This window comes from Metapseudomonas resinovorans DSM 21078 (assembly GCF_000423545.1).
Classification (GTDB): domain Bacteria; phylum Pseudomonadota; class Gammaproteobacteria; order Pseudomonadales; family Pseudomonadaceae; genus Metapseudomonas; species Metapseudomonas resinovorans.
On the sequence record NZ_KE384033.1, the window covers coordinates 1 to 24,773 of the forward strand.

Genomic DNA, 24,773 nt, shown 5'->3' on the forward strand with positions numbered 1-24,773 from the left:
CTTCTGCCTGTGGTTCAAGCGCCTGCAGGCTGAGCGCTTCAAGACCAAGCCCAATGCTGATGAGCCCATCGTGTTGACGGTGCGGGAACTGAATCAGCTGCTGGCCGGTTTCGACCTCTGGGGGAACCAGCCACACAAGGTGCTGACCCCGCGTTTTGTGAGCTGAGCCGGTATAATCCGGCGCCATGAAATCTGGCGCCGACAACCTTCCCGACGATCCCGTCCTACTCAAGGCCCTGGTTCTGCAATTGCAGGAGCAGGTCGCTCTGCTGCGCCACAAACTGTTCTCGCCAAAGTCCGAGCGCAGCCCCGAGGATGCCGACTCCCCGCAACTGGCCATGTTCAACGAGGCTGAAGAGCTGCTCGAAGAGCCTGCTGGCGGATCGATTGAGACCGAGGTCGAAGAAGTTGTCGCCCCCGTGAAACGACGTGGCAAGCGCAAGCCTCTTCCAGCCGAGCTGCCGCGCGTGGAAATCGTCCACGAACTACCTGAGCACGAGCGCACCTGTGCCTGCGGCGCCTGCAAGCAGGCCATCGGCGAAGAGACCAGCGAGCAATTGGAGATCATCCCGATGCAGGTACGGGTGATCCGCCATATCCGCAAGACCTACGCCTGCAAGGCCTGCGAAAGCGCCCCGGTCACGGCCGACAAGCCAGCCCAACTGATCGAGAAAAGCCTGGCCAGCCCCAGCGTGCTGGCCATGCTGCTGACCACCAAGTACGCCGATGGCATCCCGCTGTATCGTTTCGAGAAGATGCTCAGTCGCCATGGTATCGACATCCCCCGCCAGACGCTGGCGCGCTGGGTGATCCAGTCCGGCGAACAGTTGCAGCCCCTGCTCAACATCATGCGCGACCAGTTGCTGGGCTACCCGGTGTTGCACTGCGACGAAACCCGGCTGCAGGTATTGCATGAACCCGGGCGAGATCCCTCGGCGCAGTCCTGGATGTGGGTGCAGAGCGGCGGCCCGCCGGAGAAACCCGTCGTCCTGTTCGACTACAGCACCAGCCGTGCGCAGGACGTGCCGTTGCGCCTGCTCGAAGGCTATCGCGGCTACCTGATGACCGATGACTACGCCGGCTACAACACCGTGGCCGCGCAAGAGGGGATCGAGCGCTTGGCCTGCTGGGCCCACGCCCGACGCAAGTTCATCGACGCGCAGAAGGTGCAGCCCAAGGGCAAGATCGGACGCGCCGACATAGCCTTGAACCTGATCAACAAGCTCTACGGCATCGAGCGCGATCACAAGGACAGCGGCGACCTGGAACGCCATGCCGTACGACAGCAGCGCAGCCTGCTGGTCCTGGAGCAGCTCAAAGCCTGGCTGGACAAGACTCAGCCGCAGGTCGCCGTCCAGAACGCCCTGGGCAAAGCGGTGAACTACCTGGCCAGCAACTGGAACCGGCTCGTGCGCTATGTCGAAGGCGGGCATCTGCCCATCGACAACAACCGTGCCGAGAACGCCATTCGCCCCTTCGTGATCGGCCGCAAGAATTGGCTATTCAGCGACACACCCAAGGGCGCCACGGCCAGCGCGCAGATTTACAGCCTGATCGAAACCGCGAAAGCCAACGGGCAGGAGCCCTATGCCTGGCTGCGCTACATCCTCGAACGCGTGCCGCTGGCCAATAGCATCGAAGACTTCGAAGCCCTGCTGCCGTGGAACTGCCCACCGACAAACGCATCCTGATCACGGCAACTCGTCAAAGGAAGACGGGGTTTATGGAGCGGATACGTTGAACCTGGGATTGGCAAATCGATAAGTGCACGGAGTGTGCATTTGTAAAGTACATGAATCAGTTGCTTGCCCGCTGCCCGGCAAGGTCGGGAAGATAGAGATTGTTTGAGTTTGGATAAACCGATCGTCCGAATTTGAAGCTAATTTTGCTCATGCTTCTTGCTGTGGCTCGTCAATTAAATTTGATCTGGATCAAATTTGCAGAAGATATAACCCGTTATTTGCCGTGTGTCTGGTTTTGATAGTTTTTGTGGGGATAAGCCGGTTTGTGTGGGCGTGGTCTGATTATTATCCGCTCGTCATTTTTTACAGGGTGTATCGGTCGGTCGTGTCCTGCTGTTTTATAGTGCTGGGTCAGGAACATATCGATCACTGGTGTTGGCGGCGCTCCCTTTGAATATAGCCTTTCCGGCTGACTTTGGAGGGCGGCTTAGTATTGCCTTCAATAAGCGGAAGAGATCTTTTTGGGTCGCGGTGTCATGTTTTTGCAGTTGGTCTATCGGTTCGAATATTGCGTCTCGTTGCTGTTTGGTAATGTTTATTTGGATCTGCATAGTTTTCATTTTTTGATCTTCATCAAAATGTTTTTTTGGGTTGAGGTTGAAATGGATTTACAAGCAGGTGGGATGCGTGGCTCTGATGGCTTGATGGTTTTTGTCTGGTATCTCCGCGCCGAATCTTGTTTGTTGGTTTGGTTGTTCCAGGTCGCGTTGAATGTTAATTGCGATTACGTATGGGGATCGATTGTCGACTAACTAACTAACTAATTAATAAGCAAGTCGGAGGTTCTGATGTCCATTAAAAAATGTTTGCTGGCCCTGGCGATTGGTGGAGTGCTGTCGGCGTCCACCGTTCTTATTCCTGACTATATCTCCAGTGATTCCAGCGCTATCGCGAGTGAGAAAGGCGGGAAAGGCGGTGATCACGGCGGCAAGGGCGATCACGGTGGAAAGGGTGATCACGGCGGCAAGGGCGATCACGGCGGAAAAGGTGATCACGGTGGACGCGGCGATCATGGCGGAAAAGGTGATCACGGTGGTCGCGGCGATCACGGTGGAAAAGGTGGACACGGTGGACAAGGTGGACACGGTGGTTATGGCGGCGGGCGTGGCTAGCGACCTCATGGCCTGAAGGCGCTCCCCCGGGACCATGGAGGTGAGGGGAAGCGTTCTCGGGCGAGGATCAGCACTCGTCAAGGCAAAAGGCCCGAATTCGTTCGGGCCTCGTGCTTCTTGTCTTCAGCAAAGGAAACGGCGCGTTCATCCGCGCCGCGTCAGCACCTCGACCGCCCCCTGCACCTTGTTGGTGTACCAGATCACCCGGCTCACGCCCCGTGTAATAGCCACATAGGCCAGGCGCAGGCTCTCGTCCTGCATGGCCTGGTCGTAGCTGTTACGGAAGAAGCCCGAGTAGGCGTAGAGCGCATTGCGCAGCGGGTGTTTCTCCGGGGGCATGCAGTCGTCGACGATGATTGCCACTTCCGCCTGCAACCCCTTGGCCCGATGAATGCTGTAGGCCCGTACCGGCAGCGTCGAATCCAGTTGCGCCTGGATTTGCCGCAACGGTTCATTGCGCCGGCTCAGTACCAGCACGGCATTGCGGTCGGCACTGGCGCGGCTGGCGACGTGTGTGCACTGCGCCTGGATCTCCTTCACCAGTTCCGGCAGGCGCGCCTTGAGGTCGAAGCGGGTCACCAGCTTCACCCCATGGTCGCCCGGTTGCATGGCCTTGAACGCCTTGCTCGCTTTGGTTTGCTTGAAGGCCACGCCGTCCAGCACCGCCTCGCCGTCGCGCAGCACCGGCTCGATGGAGCGGTAGTTGGTTTCCAGCATCAGCACGGTGCTTTTCTTCGTCTTGCCCTTGCTGGGGAAGTGTTTGTCGAAGTCCATGAACAGCTCAGGCGAGCTGCCGCGCCAGCCGTAGATGGACTGCCAGTCGTCGCCGATGGCCATCAGGCTGACTGCCTCGCCGCGGCGCGCCAGGCTGCGATGCAAGGCCTGCAGCCACTGGACGATCTGCGGCGAGATGTCCTGAAACTCGTCGATCAGCAAATGGCAGAAGGGCATCAGGGCCTCGTTGGGCACGCTGTCGCCTTCGGCCAGGACTTCACCCAGGCGCTGGAAAGCGGCGTTGAAGGTCATCAACCCCTGCTCCCTGAGCCGCTCGTCGAAGTACTTCCAGAATTGCACCTGGGCTTCGACGAAGGTGCGCTCTCGTGGGGAGCAACTGAGCTCGCGTGGATTCAGCTGGTCGAGGCGTATGCCGATGCTCTCCATGAACCCGGCCTGCGCATGGAAGGCTTCGAACAGCGGTAGCGAGGTGAACTCGCCGGCCAGTTTGAAGCCATCCAGCGGCGCCTTGGGAATTTGCGGCGGCTGCCCTTCGGCGGGGGCGGGCAGGGGCGGCAGGTCCAGCAGGCTGTGTACCCGCTCGCGGAAGGCGGCGTCCGCCGTGTAGCACGCCTGATAGGCCTGTTGCAGCAGGCGCTGCTGGGCGGGGCGCAGGCGACCGGCGAGCAGCGGGTTGTCCAGCTCGCCCGTCGTGGCTTCGTCCAGTTGCTCGAACCAGCGCGGGTTGCCCAGCAGCTCCTTGGCCAGGGTGCCCATGGCGGAGTGAAACGTGCGCACGCACTGGCGCGCCTGGGCCGCGTCGAAGGGGAATTGCCAGAAGGCCAGGACCCTCAGCAATTGCTCGCGCAACTGGGCGCAGGAGGCGTTGGTAAATGAAATGACGGTCAGCTTCTCCGGCGCCACGCCCATATGGCACAGCATGAACACCACCCGCAGCACCAGGGTGGTGGACTTGCCGGAACCCGCGCCGGCGAAGATGCGGGTGAGCGGGGCGCGGCCGAGGATCATCGCCCATTGTTCGTCGGAGGGCGCGCTCACCACCCCGGCCGCCACTGCCTGGGCAACCCGTGCGCGCATGGCCTCTGCCTGCGCATCCGTCACCTTCATTCTGGCGCCGCTGTAGATACCGTCGTCATTGGCTGGGCGCGGTTTGGCGGGGCCGTCGCCAGCGGCGGTCTTGCGGGTGCCACCGGCCTTGGCTTTAGCGGCGGTGGCGGGTTTCTTGGCCCGAGGTTTCGGCTTTCTGAGCTGGGCGACCGCTTCGTTCTCGGCGCGCAGGTATTCAGTGGTTCGTGGGAAGTAACGCGCCAAGGCCCCCGACAGCAGCGACTTGTAGCGTTTCACAGCAGACAGCATGGGTTGATCCCTGTAACCACGACAAAGCGCGGAATCATAAGCGCTTTTGCGCGAAGACTGGATGATGGCGGATTGCTGTCGGCCAGGCCGGGGCGGCAGGGACTCCCGCACGGGGGATGGCTCGTCCCTGTCAAATTCGCTCACCCAGGTTGATGCCTTTCGACATTGCCGCCACCGGCCCCCGGCGCGACCATCCCGGCACTCCAACAAAAACAACCTGGGAGGCCACCCGATGCGCGATTACTTCACCGCTGCCCGCGAATTCGATTACGCCAGCGCCGCTTCTACCGCCCTGGCCGGGGAGCTCGACGCGCTCAACGCCTGTGTCGAATGCTGCGACCGCCATGCCGATTCGGGGCGCGTCGCCCTGGTCTGGGAGGGGCGCACCGGTGAACGCGCCACCTGGACCTTCGCCCAGCTCAAGGAAGCCGCCGCGCGCTTCGCCAATTTCCTGCAGGCCCGTGGCGTGCGCCCCGGGGACTGCGTTTCGGGCTTGCTGCCGCGTACCCCGGAACTCCTGATCACCATTCTCGGCACCTGGCGTGCCGGTGCCGTCTACCAGCCGCTGTTCACCGCCTTCGGGCCCAAGGCCATCGAGCACCGCGTCCAGGGTGCCGGCTCGAAGCTGGTGGTGACTGACCTGGCCAACCGTTCCAAGCTGGACGAGGTAGAGGGCGCACCGCCGGTACTGACTGTGGGCGAGGATTTCTGGCGCGAGCTGGGGCTTCAGCCGGACAGCTTCGAGCCGGTGCTGCGCAAGGCGTCCGATCCCTTCCTGCTGATGTTCACCTCTGGCACCACCGGCTTGGCAAAGCCGTTGTCCGTACCGCTCAAGGCCATCGTCGCCTTCGTCAGCTACATGCGTGATGCGGTGGACCTGCGCCCCGAGGACCGATTCTGGAACCTTGCCGATCCGGGCTGGGCCTACGGCCTCTACTACGCGGTGACCGGTCCGCTCGCCATGGGTCATGCCACCACCTTCTACGAAGGCGGGTTCACCGTTGAAAGTACCTGCCGCATCATCCGCGAGTACGGCATCACCAACCTGGCCGGCTCGCCGACCGCCTACCGCCTGCTGCTGGCTGCACGCGACGAGGTAGAGGGCGCCATCAAGGGCAGCCTGCGCGCCGTCAGCAGTGCCGGCGAGCCCCTCACGCCAGAGGTGATCCGCTGGTTCGCCGAAGGCCTGGGTTGCCCCATCCATGACCACTATGGGCAGACCGAGCTGGGCATGGTGCTGTGCAACCACCATGCGCTGGAGCACCCGGTGCGCCTGGGGGCAGCCGGCTTCGCCATGCCCGGTCACCGCGTGGTGGTGCTGGACGAGCAGCACCGCGAGCTGCCCTGCGGCCAGCCCGGCATCCTCGCCCTGGACATGCCGCGCTCGCCGCTGTTCTGGTTCCCCGGCTATCAGGGCATGGCCACCAAGGCGTTCGTCGGTGACTACTATCTGAGTGGTGACACCGTGGAGCTGAACGAGGACGGCAGCATCAGCTTCGTCGGCCGTTCCGACGACGTGATCACCACGTCCGGCTATCGGGTCGGCCCCTTCGATGTGGAGAGCGCGCTGATCGAGCATCCGGCGGTGATCGAGGCCGCGGTGATCGGCAAACCCGATCCGGAGCGCACCGAACTGGTCAAGGCCTTCGTCGTGCTGCACGCCGGCCACACCGCCGACGCCGCCCTGGCCGAGGCGCTGCAGCAATACGTGCGCAAGCGCCTGTCCGCCCATTCCTATCCGCGCGAGATCGAGTTCGTCGCGGAATTGCCCAAGACCCCGAGCGGCAAGATCCAGCGCTTCCTCCTGCGCAACCAGGAGATCGCCAAGGCCCAAGCGGCCGCCGCTCACTGATCCGAAGGAGTCGTAAACGTGCGTATCGAGAATTCCGTTTTCCTGGTGACCGGCGGTAGCTCCGGCCTTGGTCTGGCCACCGCCCGCGAGCTGGTGGGGCAGGGCGGCAAGGTGGTACTGGTGGACATCAACGCCGATGCCGGCGCCGCCCGTGCCGAAGAACTGGGTGCCAACGCCCGCTTCGTCAAGGCAGACATTACCCGTGATGAGGACGCCCGCGCGGCCGTGACCGCCGCCGTCGAGGCCTTTGGTGGCCTGCACGGGCTGGTCAATTGCGCTGGTGTCGCTCCGGCCGAGAAGGTCATCGGCCGCAACGGCGCGCATGCCCTGGACAGCTTCGCCCGGACGATCAGCATCAACCTGGTGGGCAGCTTCAACATGCTGCGCCTGGCCGCAGAAGCCATGGCCCAGGGCGAGCCGAATCAGGAAGGTGAGCGCGGCGTGATCATCAACACCGCCTCGGTCGCGGCCTTCGACGGGCAGATCGGCCAGGCGGCCTATTCCGCGTCGAAGAGCGGCGTGGTCGGCATGACCCTGCCAATCGCCCGCGAACTGGCGCGCCACGGTATTCGCGTGATGTGCATCGCGCCCGGCATCTTCGAAACCCCGATGATGGCCGGCATGCCCCAGGAAGTGCGGGATTCCCTCGGCGCAGCGGTACCGTTCCCACCGCGCCTGGGTCGCCCCTCCGAGTACGCCGCGCTGGTCCGCCATATCGTCGAGAACACCATGCTCAACGGTGAAGTCATCCGCCTCGACGGCGCCATTCGCATGGCTGCCAAGTAAGGAGAACGCCATGACCCAGAAAACCGATCCGATCGTTATCGTCAGTGCCGTGCGCACGCCCATGGGCGGCTTCCTCGGCGACTTCAAGGACGTGACTGCAGCGCAATTGGGCGCCGCTGCCAACCGCGCCGCGCTGGAACGCGTCGGCGTGCAAGGCGACGTCGTGGACGAAGTCATCATGGGCTGCGTGCTGCAGGCCGGCCAGGGCCAGGCCCCGGCACGGCAATCCGCGCTTGGTGCGGGCCTGCCGCAGGGCGTGGCCTGCTCCACGGTGAACAAAATGTGCGGCTCGGGCATGAAGTCCGTGATGCTGGCCCATGACCTGCTGCTCGCCGGCAGCGCCGACGTGGTGCTGGCCGGCGGCATGGAGAGCATGTCCAATGCACCGTACCTGCTGGAGCGTGCGCGCAGCGGCTACCGCATGGGCCACGGCAAGGTGCTGGACCACATGTTCCTCGACGGCCTGGAAGACGCCTACGACAAGGGCCGCCTGATGGGTACCTTCGCCGAGGACTGCGCCCAGGCCTATGGCTTCACCCGCGAACAGCAGGATGCCTTTGCCATCACCTCGCTGACCCGCGCCCAGAAGGCCATGGCCGACGGCCGCTTCACTGCCGAGATCGTGCCGGTGGAAGCCACGTCTGGCCGCGAAAGAGTGACCATCAGCCAGGACGAGCAACCGCCCAAGGCGCGCCTGGACAAGATCCCCACCCTGAAGCCGGCTTTCCGCGAGGGCGGCACCGTCACCGCGGCCAACGCCAGCTCCATTTCCGATGGCGCCGCGTCGCTGCTGCTGATGCGCCTGTCCGAGGCGGAAAAGCGCGGCCTGACCCCGCTGGCGCGTATCGCGGGTCATGCCTCCTTTGCCCATGCGCCGAACCTCTTCACCACGGCGCCGGTGGGTTCCATCCAGCGCCTTCTGGCCCGCACCGGCTGGGGCCTGAATGAGGTGGACTTGTTTGAAGTGAACGAAGCCTTTGCCGTGGTGCCCATGGTCGCCATGCGTGACCTGGACATCTCCCACGACAAGCTCAACGTCCACGGCGGCGCCTGCGCCCTGGGCCACCCCATCGGCGCATCCGGCGCCCGTGTGCTGGTGACCCTGCTCAGCGCCCTGACCCAGTACGACCTGAAGCGTGGCGTGGCGTCGCTGTGCATCGGTGGTGGTGAGGCGACTGCTGTCGCCATCGAGCGCATGAGCTGAGGAACGCGCAATGATCCCGAACGAAGACGAAATCCAGATCCGCGACATGGCCCGGCAGTTCGCTCAGGAACGGCTGAAACCCTTCGCCGCCGACTGGGACCGCGAGCACCGCTTCCCGGCCGAGGCCATCCGCGAAATGGCCCAGTTGGGCTTTCTCGGCATGCTGGTGCCGGAGGAGTGGGGCGGCGCGGCCACCGGCCACCTGGCCTACGCCATGGCCTTGGAGGAGATCGCTGCCGGTGATGGCGCCTGCTCCACCATCATGAGCGTGCACAACTCGGTGGGCTGCATGCCCATCCTCAAGTACGGCAGCCAGGAGCAGAAGGAACGCTTCCTGCGCCCGCTGGCCACGGGCGAGATGATCGGTGCCTTCGCCCTCACCGAGCCCCAGGCGGGTTCCGATGCCAGCGACCTGCGCACCCGTGCCCGCCGCGACGGCGACCACTATGTGCTGAACGGCGCCAAGCAGTTCATTACGTCGGGCAGCCATGCGGGGATGGTGATCGTCTTCGCCGTGACCGACCCGCAGGCCGGCAAGAAGGGCATCAGCGCCTTTATCGTGCCCACCGAAACGCCCGGTTATCAGGTCGTTCGGGTCGAGGAAAAACTCGGCCAGCACGCGTCGGACACCTGCCAGATCCAGCTGGACGAGGTGCGCATTCCGGCGTCCCTGCGCCTGGGCGAGGAGGGCGAGGGCTACCGCATCGCGCTGTCCAACCTGGAAGGCGGGCGCATCGGCATTGCCGCGCAGTCCATCGGCATGGCCCGCGCGGCCTTCGAAGCCGCACGTGATTACGCCCACGAGCGCAAGACCTTCGGCAAGGCGATCATCGAGCACCAGGCGGTGGCCTTCCGCCTGGCCGATATGGCCACCCAGATCGCCGTGGCGCGGCAGATGGTCCACCACGCCGCCAGCCTGCGTGAAGCCGGCATGCCCTGCCTGACCGAAGCCTCCATGGCCAAGCTGTTCGCCTCGGAAATGGCCGAGAAGGTGTGTTCGGCAGCCATCCAGACCCTGGGCGGCTACGGCTACCTGAAGGACTTCCCGGTGGAGCGGATCTACCGCGATGTGCGCGTGTGCCAGATATACGAAGGCACCTCCGACGTGCAGCGCATGGTGATCGCCCGCAGTCTCTGAGCTTTGGGGCAGCTGCGCTGCCCTTGGCGAATGAATTCGCCCCTACAAGGTTCCAGGGCGGGTTCATTCGCCAACCAGGCCGCAGGACTGGCCTACAAACATCTCCAGGAATTCGATATGACCTACCAGACCCTGCTGGTGGAGCAGGCCGGCGCTGTCGGCCTGGTCACCCTCAATCGCCCTGAGGCGCTGAACGCCATCAACACCCAGCTCATCGACGAGCTGAACCAGGTGCTCGACGGTTTTGAGCGTGACGCTGCCATCGGCTGCGTGCTTATCACCGGTTCCGCCAAGGCCTTCGCCGCGGGCGCCGATGTGAAGGAAATGGCCGGCCTGTGCTTTCCCGGCACTTACCTCGATGACTTCCTCGGCCGCTGGGATCGCGTGGCCCAACGGCGCAAGCCGATCATTGCCGCCGTGGCCGGCCACGCGCTGGGGGGCGGGTTCGAACTGGCGCTGATGTGCGATTTCATCATTGCCGCAGACACCGCGCGATTCGGATTGCCGGAAGTGAAGCTGGGCGTGATTCCGGGAGCCGGCGGCATTCAGCGCCTGACCCGCCTGGTGGGCCGTGCCAAGGCCATGGAAATGCTCCTGAGCGGCCGCAGCATGGACGCCACCGAGGCAGAACGCTGTGGCGTGGTGGCGCGGGTGGTGCCGGCGGCTGAATTGCTGGATGAGGCGATGGACAGCGCCAGCCGCATCGCCGCGCAATCGCGCACTGCGGTGATGATGCTCAAGGAGTGCGTCAACCGCGTGGACGAAGGCTCGCTGGCGGAGGGGCTGCGCTTCGAGCGGCGGCTGTTCCAGGCGGTGTTCGCCACGCCGGACCAGAAGGAAGGCATGGGCGCCTTCATCGAGAAGCGCAAGCCGGAGTTTGGTCGGTAGCCCCGGACGAATGTCGCGCTTGTAGGGACGATTTCAATCGCCAGGCAGATCGAAGACCTGCTCCGCAATGTTGAAGGGGGCAGCTTGGCTGCCCTAGGCGAATGAGTTCGCCCCTACAGGTCACTACGCCCGCTCTTTCTGCTCCTTCATTTCCTTCTGCTCCTGTGCCGTCACCTGCTGGCAGATTTCGATGATCTGCTCGCGCATCCAGCGGTTGGCCGGGTCCTGGTCGGTGCTTTCGTGCCAGTAGAGGTGGGTTTCCAGGGACGGCACGTCATGCACCGGGAGGTCCACATAGTGCAGGTCCTGGCGGCGGGCGAAGCGCTCCGGGACGGTGATGGCCAGGTCGGTGCCGTGCAACACGGTGGAGGCCATCAGGTAGTGCTGCGAACGCAGGGTCACCTTGCGTTGGATGCCCATCTTGCCGAGTGACAGGTCCACGTAGCCCAGGCCGCTGCGACGGCTGGAAATGTGGATGTGGGACAGCGACAGGTACTCGTCCAGGGTGATCTTTTCCTTGGCCAGCGGATGACCGCGGCGCATGGCGCAGACGTAGCGGTCCTCCATCAGTTTCACGTGGCGCACTTGCGGGTCGGTGTTGAGCGGGGCGTCCACGGCGAAGTCCAGGCGGCCGGCGGCCAGTTCCTTGGTGGTTTCGCGGCGCTTGGCCAGGAAGCTCTCGATCTGCACGGTTGGCGCCAGGCGGCGCAGGCGCTGGAACAGCGGCGGCAGGATCACCGTTTCGGTGAGGTCGGTCATGCTGATGCGGTAGGTCTTGTTCGCCTGGGCCGGGTTGAAGGTGCGGCTTTCCTGCACCGAGACCCGCAGCAACTGCAGGGCGTTGCGCACCGGGCCGATGATGTTCTGCGCCATGGGCGTGGGCACCATGCCTTGGGCGGTGCGCACGAAAAGGGGATCGTTGAAGGTTTCCCGCAGGCGGGCGAGGGCGTTGGAGACGGCGGGCTGGGTGATGCCGACGATCTGGCCGGCGCGGGTCAGGTTGGCCTCGGTATAGATGGCGTCGAAGACGATGAAGAGGTTGAGGTCTACCTTGTTCAGATTCATGCCGGGCGTGCTCCTCGAAGTTGTTTTTATCAGCGGATCATATATCGGTGATGAATGTTCATAGATGCCGAAAATAGACTAGGGAAATCTTACGCCCTGTTCTAGCATCCTTACCAGACCTCACCAAACAGCCCGTAAAAGGTAGCCCCGCATGGATTTCGCCTATTCCCCGAAGGTCCAGGAACTGCGTGAACGCGTCACCGCATTCATGGACGCCTATGTCTATCCGGCCGAGCCGGTATTCGAGCAGCAGGTCGCCGAAGGCGACCGCTGGCAGCCCACCGCGATCATGGAAGAGCTGAAAGCCAAGGCAAGGGCGGAAGGACTGTGGAACCTGTTCCTGCCGGAGTCCGAGTACGGCGCTGGCCTCACCAACATGGAATACGCGCCCCTGGCCGAGATCATGGGCCGCTCCCTGCTGGGCCCGGAGCCGTTCAACTGCTCCGCGCCGGATACCGGCAACATGGAAGTGCTGGTGCGCTACGCCAATGAAGAACAGAAGCGTCAATGGCTGGAGCCTCTGCTGCGTGGCGAGATCCGTTCGGCCTTCGCCATGACCGAGCCGGGCGTGGCTTCGTCCGATGCCACCAACATGGAAGCCCGCGCGGTGCGCCAGGGTGACGAGTGGGTCATCAACGGCCGCAAATGGTGGACGTCGGGCGCTTGCGATCCGCGCTGCAAGATCCTCATCTTCATGGGCTTGTCCAACCCGGACGCGCCGCGCCACCAGCAGCACTCGATGATCCTGGTTCCCATGGACACCCCCGGCGTGAAGGTCCTGCGCCCGCTGCCGGTATTCGGCTACGACGACGCACCTCACGGCCATGCCGAGGTGCTCTTCGAAGACGTGCGCGTGCCCTACGAGAACGTGCTGCTGGGTGAGGGTCGCGGCTTCGAGATCGCCCAGGGTCGTCTCGGCCCGGGCCGCATCCACCACTGCATGCGCTCCATCGGCATGGCTGAGCGCGCCCTGGAACTGATGTGCAAACGCGCCGTCAGCCGCACTGCCTTCGGTCGCCCGCTGGCGCGTCTGGGTGGCAACATCGACAAGATCGCCGACTCGCGGATGGAAATCGACATGGCCCGCCTGCTGACCCTGAAGGCGGCCTACATGATGGACAACGTGGGTAACAAGGTAGCCAAGAGCGAAATCGCGCAGATCAAGGTGGTGGCACCCAACGTCGCCCTGCGCGTGATCGACCGCGCCATCCAGATCCACGGCGGTGCCGGTGTTTCCAACGACTTCCCGCTGGCCTACATGTACGCCATGCAGCGCACCCTGCGCCTGGCCGACGGCCCGGATGAAGTGCACCGCGCGGCTATCGGCAAGTATGAAGTCGGCAAGTACGTACCCAAGGAAATGCTGCGCAGCGGTCAGTGATCGCCCGCAACGAAGAAGGCCCGCATTGCGCGGGCCTTCTTCGTTTCTCTGTTTCGTAGTTCGGGGTGGGGTAGCCCGGATGCAATCCGGGCTGCGGGCTATTCCTTCTTGGGACCATCCCCCTCGCGCAGCCAACCCATCCGCAGGTGCAACTGTGCCGCGAAGGTGCGCGCGGCCAGTTCCTCCTGAAAGGTCAGGCCGCGTTGCCCCAGGCGTACCCGCCAGTAGGTCCGGCCGCCTTTCTCGAAGGGCTCGATGCGCACTTCATCCATGTTTCTCCAGGTCTCCCGTTTTCTGGGCCGGGCGGTCGCGGGTTTTCAACAGGGACAGGAGCACGCCGCCGGCAAGGAGGCCGAAGGTTACGCCAAGGGACAGCAGCGGGGGAATCTTGCCGATGAAGCCGTGCAGGAAAATCTTGCCGCCAATGAAGATCAGCACCAGGGCCAGGGCGTACTTCAAGTAGACGAAGCGGTGCATCAGTGCCGCCAGGGCGAAGTAGAGGGCGCGCAGGCCGAGGATGGCGAAGATGTTCGAGGTGTAGACGATGAACGGGTCCTGGGTGATCGCGAAGATCGCCGGGACGCTGTCCACCGCGAACACCAGGTCGGCCAGTTCGATCAACACCAGGGCCAGGAACAGCGGGGTAGCGTAGAGCAGGGCCTTGCTCTCGCCGGCTTTCTTCAGGCGTACGAAGAAGTGCGCGCCGTGCAGGTCGTCGGTAACGCGGATATGACGGCGGACAAATTTGAGTACTGGATTGTTGGCCAGATCCGGGTGGGCTTCCTGGCGGGCGAAGAGCATCTTCACGCCAGTAAACAGCAGGAAGGCGCCGAACACGTAGAGGATCCAGTCGAACTCCTTCACCAGGGCGCTACCCAGGCCGATCATGATGGCGCGCAGCACCACCACCCCGAGGATGCCCCAGAACAGCACGCGGTGCTGGTAGCGGCGGGGGATGGCGAAGAAGCCGAAGATCATCGCCATGACGAAGACGTTGTCCATGGACAGCGACTGTTCGACCAAAAAGCCGGTGTAGAACTCCAGCGCACTCTGCGCGCCCAGCTCGAACCAGACCCAGACACCGAACAGCACGCCGACGCTGAAGTAGCCGCCGTAGAGCAGCAGGCTTTCGCGCATCTCGATTTCGTGCTGGTCGCGGTGAAGCACCCCGAGGTCGAAGACCAGCAAGGCAAGGACTATTGCGAGGAAGACAAGCCACAACCAGGTGGCGGTGCCGAGGAAGTCGGCGGTGAGAAATGCATGTAGAGCTGCCATGAGCCCCTCCTTCTGTCGTAGTTGAAGAAGTGACTCCGACATGGCGGCTGGCAAGCCGTCAGAGGGGCCCGGCGTCACAAAAGGAAGCCTAACCGTTGGTCGGGCAACGTAGATACGGGGCCGCTGTAACAAATCTTTGCCCTGTCTTTGGTCGAAATTTCCCAATACGCATGAGAAGTATCCGAATTTACATTTGTAAATAATTCTTATTCGATGGTAATTTCTGCATCCGCCGTCAGATGCGTTCCCGCCTGCACGGCCGCCAGGCGCCAGCCAAGGGCGCCGCACACAGCAGAAAAATAGAAAGCCAGTGGTTAGCCGGCTAACCAAGCAGACAGACCATTCAAGGGGTTTGAGAGTGCAACAGCAAAATGCGTTCAACGCGGCGAATACGGCTGGGGATGCCGTTGCCGCACGGCTCAAGCGTCATCCGTTGTCCGTGGCGATCCTGGGGGTGACCCTGGCATTGCAGGCGGGTGGGGCGCTTGCCGAAGAGCAGCAGAACGGCAATGGATCGCTGGAACTGGTGGCGACGTCCATCACCGACAACCGTCTGGGTGAAGCCACTGAAGGCACGGGTTCCTACACCACCGGTTCGACACGCACCGCCACCAAGCTATCGCTGTCGCCTCGCGAGACCCCGCAATCGGTCAGCGTCATCACTCGCCAGCAGATGGATGACCAGGGCCTCACCAGCATCGGTGACGTGCTTTCGAAAACACCGGGTATCACCGTCAACAAGCTGGATAGCAGCCGCGCCAGCTTCAAATCACGCGGCTTCGAGATCGACAACTTCCAGATCGATGGCATCCCCGCGGCCTTCCGCTTCGGCAATGGCATCGACCAGGCCGACATGGTCATCTACGACCGCGTGGAAGTGCTGAAGGGCTCCACCGGCCTGCTCAGCGGCTTCGGCAGCCCCTCGGCCACCGTCAACCTAGTGCGCAAGCGCCCGACCAAGGAACTCTCCGGCTACGTTTCCGCCGGTGCTGGCAGCTGGGACACCTACCGCACCGAGTTCGACATCGGTGGTTCGTTGACTCCCCAGGGCAATGTGCGTGGCCGCTTCGTTACCGCCTATGAAGACGGCCAGTCCTTCATGGACCACCTGTCCGAAACGAAGCAGGTCTTCTACGGCATCCTTGAAACCGACATCACCGAAGACACCTTGCTGAGTGCCGGCCTGAGCCGCCAGACCAACCGTCCGGAAGGCTCCTCCTGGGGGGCTTCGACCCCACTGGTGGACAGCAACGGTAACGAGTTCACCCTGTCCCGTTCGTTCAATCCGGGCACCAAGTGGAGCCAGTGGGACAACACCGCCGACAACGCCTTCGTGACCCTGGAACAGCGCCTCGCACACGACTGGATCGTAAAGGCTTCCATCAGCCGCACCGAGACCGATGCACCCATCACCCTGGGCTCCGCCGCCAGCGGCAACCCGAACCCGGTGGATGGCTCCGGCATGTTCATCTGGCGCGGCAAGTACCGCTACGAAACTGCCCAGAATGCATATGACCTCTACGCCAGCGGCCCCTTCCAGCTGCTCGGCCGCGAGCATGAGCTGGTGGTCGGCCTGTCGCACCGCGATATCGAATCCAAGTCCACCAACTGGCCCTTCTTCTTCGACAGCGTACCGACCATCAATGGCTGGACCGGTGACTTCCCTGAGCCGGCCTGGGGCAATCCGACCTCCAAGCAGGACGACGAGCTGAAAGAGTCCGCCGCCTACCTGACCGGCCGCTTCAAGCCCACCGATGATCTGTCGATCATCCTGGGCAGCCGCGTCTCCAACTGGGAACTGGACAGCACCGGTACCGACCTCAGCACCGGCCAGAGCGCCAAGCTGCAGGAGCTGCAGGAAAACGGCGTGGTGGTGCCCTATGCCGGCGTGGTCTACGACCTGAACGACACCTACTCGGTCTATGCCAGCTACACCAGCATCTTCAAGCCCCACGAGAGCGAACAGGATGCCAGCGGCACGGCCATCGAGCCGGAAGAGGGCGATGCCTACGAGTTGGGCCTGAAGGCAGAGTTCTTCGATGGTCGCCTGAACGCCAGCGCAGCCGTGTTCGAGGTCAAGCAGGACAACCTGCCGGAGCAGATCGGCTTCGATGCGGTCAACAACAAGTCCATCTACCGCGCCGTGCAGGGCGCCAAGACCAAGGGCTTCGAGCTCGAGGTCGCTGGCGAGCTGATGCCGGACTGGCAGGTGCAGGGTGGCTACACCCACCGCATTACCCGTGACGGTGATCACGACAAGATCTCCACCACCGAGCCGGAAGACATGTTCCGCCTGTCCACCAGCTACCGCCTGCCGGGCCAGTTCAACAAGCTGACCATCGGTGGCTCCGCCAGCTGGCAGAGCAAGATCTGGAAGGACGTGTGGAACCCGGCGACCAACGCCAGTGACTTCGAGTACACCCAGGAGAGCTACTGGCTGCTGGATGCGATGGCGAAGTACCAGGTCACCGAGCAGGTGTCGGTCACCCTCAACGCCAACAACCTCACCGACGAGAAGTACTTCAGCAACCTGGGCTTCTACGAAGGTGGTTTCTACGGCGATCCGCGCAACTACATGCTGACCACCCGATTCGACTTCTGATACGGCAAGGCCCCGCTCCCGAAAGGGGCGGGGCCTCCCCTGCTCCGTAGGATGGGTTGAGGTACGAAACCCATCGGCGGGGCTATCCGCCGGCTCAATACACCCAGACTTCCACCCGACGGTTGCGAATCCGTCCTTCCTCGGCCGTGTTGGCCGCTACTGGCAGCTCGTCGCCGAGGCCCGCGACGTCGCGTAGGCTCACGCCACCCTTGGCCAACTCCCGACGCACCGCCATGGCCCGCAGCTTGGACAGCAGCTCGGCACGTTGCGGGTCAGCCTTGGGATCGCCAAAGCCCACCAGAACCGCCTTCTGTTCCAGCTTGTTGGATTGCTTCAGGTAATCCAGCACCCGCTGCACGTCGCGCAGGGCCTTGTTGTCGAGGTTGGCGCTGCCTTCCTGGAAACGGAAGTTCACCGACAAGCGCTGGGCATGGGTGGCCAGGTCGCGGTAACGCTCGGGCATATCCTGCTGCGCCTGGACCTTGATCGCCTGGACCTGCTGGGCGACGAAACCGGTCTGGTCAACGATCGCCTGGCCGCGCGGGCTCTGGGCGAAATGCACCAGGGCCTGGGCCCAGCGGTTCTGTTCGCCCGGCTTGATATAGATGAACAGCCGGCGCGACAGCGGATAGTCCTCGGTGGCGATCAGTTCAACGCTGGGCGGCATCGCCTGGGAGTCGCCGTCGGCAATCGCCAGTGCGCGGGCCTGATTGATCGAGGCCAGGCCGACGAAGCCGATCCCCTGCGGGTCGCCACTGACAGCGGCAGACAGCTTGTCGTTGGATTCAAAGCGCTGGGCGGTACTGGCCAGGCTTTTGCCCTGGCGGGCCAGTACCAGTTCCTTGAAGGTGTCGTAGGTGCCGGACTGGTCATCGCGGGCATAGAGGTGAATGGCACCGCCCTTGCCGCCGAGTTCTTCCCAGGTCTTCGCTTCGCCAGCGAACACGGCGGCCAGCTGTGCGGTAGTGAGGGTGCGCAACGGGTTGTCCGGGTGCAGGATGATGGCCAGGCCGTCGATGGCGATCACCTGTTCGGCGTACTGGCTGCGCAGGTCACCGAAGGTGGACAGGTCCTTGGCTTCGGCGTCCTTGATCGGGCGCGAAGATGCGGCCAGGTCAGCGCTGCCCTCCTTGAGTGCGGTGAAGCCGGTGGACGAGCCATGGGCGGCCAGTTCCACGCGGATTTCCTTGCCCTGGGCATCGTGGCCGAGGATGTGCACTTCGTTTTCCCGATCCCCCGGCGTCTGGTGAATCGCGCGCATCCCTTCCTCTTCCAGCATCCCCTTGACCAGCGCCGGCCCCAACTTGGCGCCGATGGTGTTGGAGCCCTGGATACGCAGGACGGTCTCGGGCTCGGCGGCGAACACCGACCAGGGAAAGGCATAGCAGACGAAACCGAGCAGCAACATGCTGAGGGCACGGCCCCACAGGTCCTTGTCGCTGGCGGTCATGGCGCGCGGCATGGGCAGACACCTTGTTTCTAGGGAGTGGAAGGAGCCGCGAGATTAAGTCAGCCGGGTGACGGAGATATGACAGGAAGGCTCTGGCATGGGGCTTTGCTGTATACGGCGAAATTTCGCCTGAAGCGACGTGGCCGCTCCTACAGCTCAATAAGCCCGGTCCTGCTAGCCGGAAAAATGCAAAGGGGTAGGGTAGCCCGCTGCTTGAAATGCCCCGCCGGGGTGTTTCAAGCCGGCGCTTAAGCGCATCCCCTAATTGTTCGAGGAGTGTTGTGATGAGTGGTTGGTTCGAGCTGCGCAAGAATACGGGTGGCACCTGGCGCCTGCGTTTGAAGGCAGCCGATGCGCAGACCCTGCTGGATACCGGTGTCTATGAGGACCGTGGCGTCGCGGAGGCGACCATGGCCCTGTTCCGCGAGAACTGCGTGCATGAGGAGCGTTTCGTACGGCGCATCGATTCCAGCGGCAAGAACTACTTCAAGCTGCGCGCGGCCAACAAGGACATCATCGCCCGGAGCCACCTCTACGACTCCGAGCATGCCCTGCAGCGCGCTATCGAAACCATCATGCGAGTGGGTGCGACCCAGATGGTGAAAGAGGCCTGAGCGAACAGGCGATGAAAGAAGAAAGGCCCATCATCGATGGGCCTTTTTCGTGCTTGTGGCTGAGCGATGCGAAGCCCAACGCGCTTTCCGCACCAACCTGAGGCACCGGCGGCGTCCTGCGGGTTCGCTGACTCGAATCATCCGAGGCAGAGCCGATGACCCCGAACCGAGATGAACGACAGCACTCAACGGATGGAGCGGCGAAGCTGTTCGATGATCCGGCGAGCGCGGTTGGCGCCAGCGTCGACATGAATGTCGATCATGGGAAGCGCGCCGAAGCGACACATGTTCCGGTACTGCGCCTCGATCACGACCTTGTCTTCGTCAAACGTCAGCATGGTTTGCTCGACGACTTTGGCCTTGACTGTCTCCGGATCGCTTTTCGGATTAGTGGCAATGGTCCAGAAGTAGTGGCTGGTGGTTTCAGTTTCCGGCGTCACGCCGTGGAAGCCGCGCATGTGGAAACCGCCCCGATCCGGGTCATCCAGAGCCTCCGTATTCACATCCACCGCACCAGTCCAGATGCGCAGGTGGCTGACATGGAATTCAATCTCCTGCCACCGATCCACATTGCCCTTGAAGGGATAGGCCGCGCTATAGGTGGGGGGCGGAACGGAGTCCGGCATGTGGCGAACCACGCGGACCATTTCCCCGTTGTCTTCCACCTTCATCTGCGCATTCATGTGAATGCTGGCATTGCCACCGATGGTGCGCAGATGGACATAGCCCAGGTGGCTGAGGTCCATCAGGTTGTCATGGATGAGTTGGTAGGGGGCGTCGTAGTGGTAGACGTCGCCGTCGAACAGGTACTTGCCGCTGCTGTGAACGTCATAGATCGGAGGTTCGCACGTGGGCTCCGGATGAGCCTCGCTGCCGAACCAGATCCACACGATCTGGTCCTGCTCGCGAACGTGGTAAGCCGGTACCCTGGCCTTGCCGGGAATCTTTTCCTGGCCGGGAATCTCAAGGCACTTGCCTTCGCTGTTGAACAGCAGCCCGTGGTAACCGCAACGTACGCCGCGTTCTTCCAGGGTGCCATTGGACAAGGGCAATGCCCGATGGCAGCAGCGGTCTTCCAACGCTGCGACCTTGCCATCGGCGGTGCGGAATAGCACCACCGGCCTATTCAGCAGGGTCCGGCCAAGCGGCTGGTCCTTCAGTTCCCATCCCAGCGCCGCCACGTACCACTGATCCAGTGGGAAACAGGGGATAGATGGGGGCGCAATCTCACAGGCGAGCGGTTCAGCATTGGATGCACTCATGGTGGCCTCCAGGGTTCATGGTTGTTGTTTTTTTGGGGGGGTAGAGTTCGAAGCTGCAGATACCTTCTGCTTCATGGATTTTTCGGCTCACGCGAACCTGGAGCATGACTCAGCCCTCCACACTGAAGTGGCGTTTGAAAGAAGACGTTGAAGACCCGGGGGTGGGTAGTGACTCAGCCCGAGGCTGAGACGGGGAGAGCAAAAGTGCGGAAGTGTAGAGAGGGGTAGGCGTAATCCAGGTGGTTCATGACGAGGGCCTGATAATTATTTTTGTGAGGTTCTACGGCGGCATATCATGCGGACACCTGCCCGCGCCGTTTCGTTGAAGGTAATCCTCGGAGTAATTGGTTGCGGCGTCAACCAATTTCATCATGCACCTCGTCAGTAAGGCGCTTTGTTCATGCACACCGATTCTCAACTGAACCTTGCCCGCTATGTTCCCGGGCTGATCACCTTCCTCGCCAACAAGCTCGCAACCGGGGCCTCGCAGTGCTATCGCAAGCACTTTGGGGTGGGTGTCGTGGAGTGGCGAATGTTGTCCATGCTTGCTGTAGAGAACGGCATCACGGCCAACCGCATTTGCCAGGTGATTGGGTTGGACAAGAGCGCGGTCAGCCGATCACTTCAAGTGCTGGAGGCAGCGGGGCATGTCAGCAGTCAGGTGGACCCGCAGGACGCTCGGCGCAATACCGTGAGCCTCACCGCGAGTGGGCGGGAACTGCATGATCGAGTACTGAAAGTTGCGCTTGAGCGAGAGCGCCGATTACTGAGCGGATTGTCAGCCGAGGAAGTGGACACGCTCATCGAGCTGCTGGGACGCCTGCATACTCAAGTCGGCAACGTGAACGACTACGACCCTGGCACCGACTGACTTCACAAGGCACGCCCGCTGCCGAATGCCAGGCACGCCTGAGGGTATTACTACGCAATACCCTGGCTTCCCTCCTTCCTTTCCAACGCCGCGCCTAAGTGCCCCGGCGGAGGTTCGATCCTCCGCCGGCGGCTTTGTGCCGTGTCTTTTCTGCGTCTCTCAGGTATCGCGATTGCCGATAGGTCGCATCCCAACAAGCGATTAGTCAGAGCCAGCCCCTCACGTCAACCTTTGCCCGTCGCCTGGTCAATCCCGCCTGGCGATGCCACTCCGGCATTTCTGGCCCTACCGGCCCGGTCTGCCTTGATCCGGCCGGTCGTGGCTCACGAGAAGTTCGCCAACAAGAACAATAAGAGGGTTCGTTCGATGGCTATTCGCAATATCGCCGCTGCGCGGCGTGCGCCCTTCACCCTGACGCTCGCCGCGGCCCTGGTGTATGGCCTTCCCTCCGCCCAAGCATTCGAGATTCAGACCGGCAACCCCGACCTGAGTCTGCGCTGGGACAACACGCTCAAGTACAGCGCCGCCTGGCGCCTGAAGGACCAAAGCAGCAAGCTCACAGAAGGGCAGGTTGCCCGCAACCAGGACGACGGTGATCGCGCCTTCGACAAGGGGCTGATCTCCAACCGGCTCGACATCCTCTCTGAACTGGACATCGGCTACCGCGACTTCGGTGCTCGCGTCAGTGGTGCCGGCTGGTTTGACACCGAATACCAGAACGACAACGACAACGACGACCCGACCCGCGCCAACGCACGCTCGGTGGCCTTCGACGAGTTCACCGACGACACCCGCCACCTGCATGGTGGTGACGCCGAGTTGCTGGACGCCTTTGTCTACTGGAACGGCGCCCTGGCCGACAAGGCGACTTCCGTGCGGGTCGGCCGCCATGGCCTGATCTGGGGTGAAAGCCTGTTTTTCGGTGCCAACGGCATCGCCGGCGGCATGGCGCCGGTGGACGTGGTCAAGGCGGTGTCGGTGCCCAACACCCAGTTCAAGGAAATCACCCGCCCGGTCAACCAGCTTTCCACCACCTTCCAGATGACCGACGACCTGTCCCTCGGCGCGTTCTACCAGTTCGAATGGGAAGAAACCCGTCTGCCCGGTGCCGGCAGTTACTTCTCGGTCAGCGACACCATCGGCGAAGGCAACGAGCGGCTGGTCGTAGGGGCGCCGTTCCCGACCTTCCTGGGTGGCAACCCGGCCAGCCCGGCCGCCTTCTTCCACGGCAATGACAAGGAAGCCAAGAGCTCGGGGCAGGGCGGCCTGCAGCTGCGCTACACCGCCGACACCACCGAGTACGGCCTCTACGCCATCCAGTACCACGACAAGTCGCCGAAGCTGTACCTCAAGCCCAGCGCTACCGGTCCGAACTTCGCCACCGGCAAGATCGGCGAGTACTACTGGGTCTATCCGGAGGAGATCCGCGCCCTGGGTGCGAGCTTCGCCACCACGGTGGAAGAGTTCAGCTTCGCCGGTGAAGCCTCGATGCGCTGGAACATGCCGCTGGTTTCCAATGGGCAGACCGTGCTGCCTGGCGTGGTTGCCGACAACGATGACGATCCGCTCTACGCCGTGGGGCGCACCGCCCACGTCAACCTGAACATGCTGGCGTCCCTCGGCCCGTCGTTCATCTCCAACGAGGCCAGCCTGGTGGGCGAGATCGCCTGGAACCGGCTGCTCAGTGTGACCAAGAACCGCGCCGCGCTGGACCCGGGAGCCACCGACGATGGCGTGGGCATCAAACTGGTCTACAGCCCGACCTATCGGCAGGTGTTCCCCGGCATCGACCTCAGCGTGCCGCTGGGCATCAGCTACTTCCCCATGGGCAAATCGGCGGTGATCAGCAGCTTCGGGCCTGACAACGGCGGCGACTTCAACATCGGCGTCAGCGCCACCTACCTCGACCGGGTGACCTTCGGCCTCACCTACACCCACTACTACGGGCCGGAAGACACCAACCTCGACGCGCTCAACCACTTCACCTTCAAGCAGTCGCTGAAGGACCGGGATTACCTGGCCTTCTCCGTGAAAACCACCTTCTGAGGGACTTGCGCATGACCATCCCGTTCACTCTCAAGACCTTCTGCCTGGCCCTGGTCGGCGCCGCCGCACTGAGCCTGCAACCGGCGCTCGCCAGCACCGCCGCCGACCTCGGCAAAAGCCTGACCCCGCTGGGCGCCGAACGCGCCGGTAACGCCGACGGCAGCATCCCGGCCTGGGACGGCGGCTACACCCGGGTGGATGCCGGCTTCAAGGAAGGCGGCAAGCGCGGCGATCCGTTCGCCGCCGACAAGCCGCTGTTCAGCATCACTGCGAAGAATATGGACCAGTACGCCGACAAGCTCAGCGATGGCGTCAAGGCCATGTTCAAGCGCTACCCCGAGACCTACCGCCTCGACATCTACCCGACCCGCCGTACCGCCGCGGCGCCGCAGTGGGTGTACGACAACACGCTGAAGAACGCGCAGAGCGCCAGGCTGGTGGAGAGCAGCGCCGGCCCGGTGCCGGAAGGGGCCTACGGCGGTATTCCATTCCCGGTGCCAAAGAACGGCACCGAGGCCATGTGGAACCACGTGCTGAACTGGCGCGGCACTTCGGTGGCCATGGATTTCCGCCACTACCTGATGACCGCAGACGGCGCCCAGGTGCTGACCACCGACGGCAAGGCCGTACAGGAGATGCCCTACTACTACCCCGATGGCTCGGCCGCGACGTTCGAAGGCGATTACTGGCTGTTCCGCCTGCTCAACGTAGGGCCGCCGCTGCGGGCCGGCGAGCAGATCATGGGGCGCACCAACCTCAACGGCGACAAGTCCCAGGCCCACGTCTACCTGACTGGTCAGCGTCGCGTGCGCAAGCTGCCCAACGCCTGCTGCGACACCCCGACGCCCGCAACTGCCGGAGTCATGTCGTTCGATGAACTCAGTGTGTTCCAGGGTCGTCTGGATCGTTTCAACTGGAAGTTGGTGGGCAAGCAGGAGATCTACATCCCCTACAACACCAACAAGGTGCAGACGGCTGCCAAGCCCGAGGACCTGTTCGCCAAGCACCACATGAATCCCGACTACGTGCGCTGGGAACTGCACCGCGTCTGGGTGGTGGAGGCGGACCTCGCACCGGGCAAGCGCCACCAGTTGCCCAAGGGGCGCTACTACCTCGACGAAGACACCTGGCAGGCCATGCTCGGTGACCGCTGGGACGCCAACGGCCAGCTCGCCAAGACCCTCTGGTCACTGCCGGCAGTCATGCCTGACCTGCCTGCCGTGGCTCAGCTGTCCTCCGGGTTCTACGACCTGATCTCCGGCACCTGGTTCATCCAGAACCTTTACGCCGGCAAGGACCAGCAATACGCGGTGGTCGATCGCTACAAGGCGGCGGAGTTCTCCCCGGCGGCGATGGCCGGGCGTGGCGTGCGCTGAAGCCTTACCGGGAGGGCG

Annotated in this window: 20 protein-coding genes; 14 read left to right on the top strand and 6 right to left on the bottom strand. The window is 63.1% G+C overall.

Going from position 1 to position 24,773, the window contains the following annotated elements; genetic code table 11:
* Positions 1-7: 7 nt before the first annotated feature.
* From G559_RS31065 to G559_RS31190, 3 genes are all read left to right on the top strand, one after another.
* Positions 8-166 (top strand): hypothetical protein, encoded by a 159-nt coding sequence (locus G559_RS31065; RefSeq protein WP_276325054.1) that lies wholly within the window; start codon positions 8-10, stop codon positions 164-166.
* A 19-nt stretch (positions 167-185) separates the two neighbouring features.
* Positions 186-1,691, top strand: a complete 1,506-nt coding sequence (gene tnpC, locus G559_RS0126790; RefSeq protein ID WP_028626748.1) for an IS66 family transposase — start codon at positions 186-188, stop codon at positions 1,689-1,691.
* 966 nt (positions 1,692-2,657) lie between these two features.
* Positions 2,658-2,870 (top strand): hypothetical protein, encoded by a 213-nt coding sequence (locus G559_RS31190; RefSeq protein ID WP_028631183.1) that lies wholly within the window; start codon positions 2,658-2,660, stop codon positions 2,868-2,870.
* Positions 2,871-2,998: 128 nt separating this feature from the next.
* On the opposite strand, the gene G559_RS0126805 is transcribed toward G559_RS31190, so the two are convergent.
* Complete coding sequence (locus G559_RS0126805) at positions 2,999-4,945, bottom strand: DEAD/DEAH box helicase (protein WP_028631184.1); 1,947 nt, start codon at positions 4,943-4,945, stop codon at positions 2,999-3,001.
* A 232-nt stretch (positions 4,946-5,177) separates the two neighbouring features.
* Here G559_RS0126805 and G559_RS0126810 point away from each other — a divergent pair, with 232 nt between their 5' ends.
* From G559_RS0126810 to G559_RS0126830, 5 genes are all read left to right on the top strand, one after another.
* The gene (locus tag G559_RS0126810; protein WP_028631185.1) at positions 5,178-6,797 is read left to right on the top strand and encodes an acyl-CoA synthetase; all 1,620 of its coding nucleotides are present in this window, start codon (positions 5,178-5,180) and stop codon (positions 6,795-6,797) included.
* A gap of 18 nt (positions 6,798-6,815) precedes the next feature.
* The gene (locus tag G559_RS0126815; RefSeq protein ID WP_028631186.1) at positions 6,816-7,583 is read left to right on the top strand and encodes a 3-hydroxyacyl-CoA dehydrogenase; all 768 of its coding nucleotides are present in this window, start codon (positions 6,816-6,818) and stop codon (positions 7,581-7,583) included.
* Positions 7,584-7,593: 10 nt separating this feature from the next.
* On the top strand, positions 7,594-8,787 hold the full coding sequence (locus G559_RS0126820; RefSeq protein ID WP_028631187.1) for an acetyl-CoA C-acyltransferase: 1,194 nt from the start codon (positions 7,594-7,596) through the stop codon (positions 8,785-8,787).
* A gap of 10 nt (positions 8,788-8,797) precedes the next feature.
* The gene (locus tag G559_RS0126825; protein WP_028631188.1) at positions 8,798-9,925 is read left to right on the top strand and encodes an acyl-CoA dehydrogenase family protein; all 1,128 of its coding nucleotides are present in this window, start codon (positions 8,798-8,800) and stop codon (positions 9,923-9,925) included.
* Between the two features lie 117 nt (positions 9,926-10,042).
* Positions 10,043-10,813, top strand: coding sequence for an enoyl-CoA hydratase (locus G559_RS0126830; protein ID WP_028631189.1), 771 nt, complete (start codon positions 10,043-10,045; stop codon positions 10,811-10,813).
* Positions 10,814-10,936: 123 nt separating this feature from the next.
* Here the strand turns inward: G559_RS0126830 and G559_RS0126835 are convergent, their stop codons facing one another.
* Positions 10,937-11,878, bottom strand: coding sequence for a LysR family transcriptional regulator (locus G559_RS0126835; protein WP_028631190.1), 942 nt, complete (start codon positions 11,876-11,878; stop codon positions 10,937-10,939).
* A 151-nt stretch (positions 11,879-12,029) separates the two neighbouring features.
* Here G559_RS0126835 and G559_RS0126840 point away from each other — a divergent pair, with 151 nt between their 5' ends.
* Positions 12,030-13,259 carry an acyl-CoA dehydrogenase gene (locus G559_RS0126840; protein WP_028631191.1) on the top strand — a complete coding sequence of 410 codons (1,230 nt, stop codon included), beginning with the start codon at positions 12,030-12,032 and terminating at the stop codon, positions 13,257-13,259.
* Between the two features lie 98 nt (positions 13,260-13,357).
* Here the strand turns inward: G559_RS0126840 and G559_RS30745 are convergent, their stop codons facing one another.
* Both G559_RS30745 and G559_RS0126850 read right to left on the bottom strand, forming a co-directional pair.
* Entirely contained in the window at positions 13,358-13,531 is a 174-nt protein-coding gene (locus G559_RS30745; protein WP_169338785.1) for a hypothetical protein, read from the bottom strand.
* Positions 13,524-14,534, bottom strand: coding sequence for a TerC family protein (locus G559_RS0126850; protein WP_028631192.1), 1,011 nt, complete (start codon positions 14,532-14,534; stop codon positions 13,524-13,526). Before G559_RS0126850 ends, G559_RS30745 begins: the two co-directional genes overlap by 8 nt.
* A 358-nt stretch (positions 14,535-14,892) precedes the next feature.
* Between G559_RS0126850 and G559_RS0126855 the strand changes: the two genes are divergently transcribed.
* The gene (locus tag G559_RS0126855) at positions 14,893-17,136 is read left to right on the top strand and encodes a TonB-dependent siderophore receptor (RefSeq protein WP_081668174.1); all 2,244 of its coding nucleotides are present in this window, start codon (positions 14,893-14,895) and stop codon (positions 17,134-17,136) included.
* 94 nt (positions 17,137-17,230) lie between these two features.
* Here G559_RS0126855 and G559_RS0126860 read toward each other — a convergent pair whose 3' ends face one another.
* The gene (locus G559_RS0126860; RefSeq protein ID WP_028631194.1) at positions 17,231-18,598 is read right to left on the bottom strand and encodes a substrate-binding domain-containing protein; all 1,368 of its coding nucleotides are present in this window, start codon (positions 18,596-18,598) and stop codon (positions 17,231-17,233) included.
* A gap of 272 nt (positions 18,599-18,870) precedes the next feature.
* On the opposite strand from G559_RS0126860, the gene G559_RS0126865 reads away from it, so the two are divergent.
* The gene (locus G559_RS0126865; RefSeq protein WP_028631195.1) at positions 18,871-19,200 is read left to right on the top strand and encodes a YegP family protein; all 330 of its coding nucleotides are present in this window, start codon (positions 18,871-18,873) and stop codon (positions 19,198-19,200) included.
* Between the two features lie 185 nt (positions 19,201-19,385).
* On the opposite strand, the gene G559_RS0126870 is transcribed toward G559_RS0126865, so the two are convergent.
* On the bottom strand, positions 19,386-20,462 hold the full coding sequence (locus G559_RS0126870; protein ID WP_028631196.1) for an aromatic ring-hydroxylating dioxygenase subunit alpha: 1,077 nt from the start codon (positions 20,460-20,462) through the stop codon (positions 19,386-19,388).
* Between the two features lie 400 nt (positions 20,463-20,862).
* On the opposite strand from G559_RS0126870, the gene G559_RS0126875 reads away from it, so the two are divergent.
* The 3 genes from G559_RS0126875 (at position 20,863) to G559_RS0126885 (ending at position 24,755) form a co-directional block, all read left to right on the top strand.
* Positions 20,863-21,333: a MarR family winged helix-turn-helix transcriptional regulator gene (locus tag G559_RS0126875; RefSeq protein ID WP_028631197.1), complete on the top strand. Its 471-nt coding sequence runs from the start codon at positions 20,863-20,865 to the stop codon at positions 21,331-21,333.
* Between the two features lie 366 nt (positions 21,334-21,699).
* On the top strand, positions 21,700-23,379 hold the full coding sequence (locus G559_RS0126880; RefSeq protein ID WP_028631198.1) for a DUF1302 domain-containing protein: 1,680 nt from the start codon (positions 21,700-21,702) through the stop codon (positions 23,377-23,379).
* A gap of 11 nt (positions 23,380-23,390) precedes the next feature.
* Positions 23,391-24,755: a DUF1329 domain-containing protein gene (locus tag G559_RS0126885; protein WP_028631199.1), complete on the top strand. Its 1,365-nt coding sequence runs from the start codon at positions 23,391-23,393 to the stop codon at positions 24,753-24,755.
* The last annotated feature ends 18 nt before the right edge of the window (positions 24,756-24,773 follow it).

Coding starts and splice junctions, on each gene's coding strand:
- G559_RS0126840 (WP_028631191.1), top strand. CDS start 12,030: ATGGATTTCGCCTATTCCCCGAAGGTCCAGGAACTGCGTGAACGCGTC.
- G559_RS0126810 (WP_028631185.1), top strand. CDS start 5,178: ATGCGCGATTACTTCACCGCTGCCCGCGAATTCGATTACGCCAGCGCC.
- G559_RS0126835 (WP_028631190.1), bottom strand. CDS start 11,878: ATGAATCTGAACAAGGTAGACCTCAACCTCTTCATCGTCTTCGACGCC.
- G559_RS0126870 (WP_028631196.1), bottom strand. CDS start 20,462: ATGAGTGCATCCAATGCTGAACCGCTCGCCTGTGAGATTGCGCCCCCA.
- G559_RS0126825 (WP_028631188.1), top strand. CDS start 8,798: ATGATCCCGAACGAAGACGAAATCCAGATCCGCGACATGGCCCGGCAG.
- tnpC (WP_028626748.1), top strand. CDS start 186: ATGAAATCTGGCGCCGACAACCTTCCCGACGATCCCGTCCTACTCAAG.
- G559_RS0126820 (WP_028631187.1), top strand. CDS start 7,594: ATGACCCAGAAAACCGATCCGATCGTTATCGTCAGTGCCGTGCGCACG.
- G559_RS0126875 (WP_028631197.1), top strand. CDS start 20,863: ATGCACACCGATTCTCAACTGAACCTTGCCCGCTATGTTCCCGGGCTG.
- G559_RS0126830 (WP_028631189.1), top strand. CDS start 10,043: ATGACCTACCAGACCCTGCTGGTGGAGCAGGCCGGCGCTGTCGGCCTG.
- G559_RS30745 (WP_169338785.1), bottom strand. CDS start 13,531: ATGGATGAAGTGCGCATCGAGCCCTTCGAGAAAGGCGGCCGGACCTAC.
- G559_RS0126805 (WP_028631184.1), bottom strand. CDS start 4,945: ATGCTGTCTGCTGTGAAACGCTACAAGTCGCTGCTGTCGGGGGCCTTG.
- G559_RS0126860 (WP_028631194.1), bottom strand. CDS start 18,598: ATGCCGCGCGCCATGACCGCCAGCGACAAGGACCTGTGGGGCCGTGCC.
- G559_RS0126885 (WP_028631199.1), top strand. CDS start 23,391: ATGACCATCCCGTTCACTCTCAAGACCTTCTGCCTGGCCCTGGTCGGC.
- G559_RS0126850 (WP_028631192.1), bottom strand. CDS start 14,534: ATGGCAGCTCTACATGCATTTCTCACCGCCGACTTCCTCGGCACCGCC.
- G559_RS0126865 (WP_028631195.1), top strand. CDS start 18,871: ATGAGTGGTTGGTTCGAGCTGCGCAAGAATACGGGTGGCACCTGGCGC.
- G559_RS0126880 (WP_028631198.1), top strand. CDS start 21,700: ATGGCTATTCGCAATATCGCCGCTGCGCGGCGTGCGCCCTTCACCCTG.